Origin of the sequence: Mucilaginibacter sp. L196 (genome assembly GCF_009765905.1) — a bacterium.
Lineage (GTDB): Bacteria > Bacteroidota > Bacteroidia > Sphingobacteriales > Sphingobacteriaceae > Mucilaginibacter.
In genome coordinates this window covers 1-1,242 of sequence record NZ_LMUO01000013.1, presented here as the reverse complement: position 1 = coordinate 1,242, position 1,242 = coordinate 1, and the positions used below count along the sequence as shown (strand labels likewise).

At 39.3% G+C, this 1,242-nt stretch carries 1 protein-coding gene and 1 pseudogene; both read left to right on the top strand.

Annotated features, from left to right (window positions below; genetic code table 11):
* Positions 1-393 (top strand): annotated as a pseudogene (locus GSQ74_RS10960) (DUF4249 domain-containing protein); the annotation flags it as partial.
* A 64-nt stretch (positions 394-457) separates the two neighbouring features.
* Positions 458-1,242: DUF4249 domain-containing protein (locus GSQ74_RS10955; RefSeq protein ID WP_158993159.1), on the top strand; the 785-nt coding region annotated here is incomplete at its 3' end.

Genomic DNA, 1,242 nt, shown 5'->3' with positions numbered 1-1,242 from the left:
AATACCGAAGATCTGGGGAGTATTTTTGATGCGCAACCTGCACAGCTTACCGGTAATATTCATTGTACTACGGATGCAACATTGCCGGTTATAGGGTATATATCAGCGGGGGCGGTACAACAAAAACGTATCTATATAAATGAAACGCAGCTTCCGGTTGCCTGGACACCAACGTATCCTTACGATTGTGAACTTGATACGGCTTATTTTTCGGCCCCGAGAACAGGCGTAAACCAAGTACAACTATATTTAGTACCATTACCTAATAGTAACATTCCTGTAGTACAATTCTATAAAGGAGGGCCGGCTCCGCTGGGTTATTTGTATTCAGATGTTGATTGCGCCGATTGTACTATACGCGGCACTGTAACAAAACCCAGTTTTTGGCAATAAGATTAATTAGACATATAATGAAATTACCTTTTTTACTTATTAACTATAATATCGGCTTTTGGAGATGAGGATGATTGATAAGTATATAATATTATTGAGTGTAGCCGTTTGTTTTGCAATTGGATGTACTAAACCGTATAACCCCAAAGTTATTTCGAGTGCAAATAACTATTTGGTTGTTGAAGGAACGATAAATACGGGCGGTGACTCAACCATAATTAAATTAAGCCGTACGGTTAATTTGAATGCAGCTACTACAACTAATCCTGTAACAGATGCTACAGTTGCTATACAGGACGATCAGAACCAGTCGTATAGTTTGCAAAGCCTTAATAACGGTTATTATACAAGCCCGATTCTTAACCTCGTTAACACGCATAAATACAGGCTTAGTGTTACTACCAGCGACGGTAAAATTTACCTGTCGGATTATGTTACACCAATAGCAAGCCCACCTATTGACAGCATAGGATTTAATGCGGGAAGTAATAAGCAACAGGGGGCGGGTGTGCAAATTTATCTTAACACACACGATCCTAATAATAACACCCATTACTATCGCTGGGATTATGTTGAAACCTGGCAGTTTAATGCCAAATATGAATCGTTGTACATCTCAAATGGTACTGAGATTGTTTACCGTACCCCGGCTCAAAATATATACTCGTGCTACGGGAATAGTATTTCAAACAATATTTTACTGAGCTCATCAGCCAAACTATCACAGGATGTTATTTCCCAGGCTCCTATAACCTTCATCCCGTCAACATCAGAAAAAATTGAACAACGGTATAGCATCAACATTAAACAATACGCGCTGAGCGCGGATGCTTATAATTATTTTGCGCT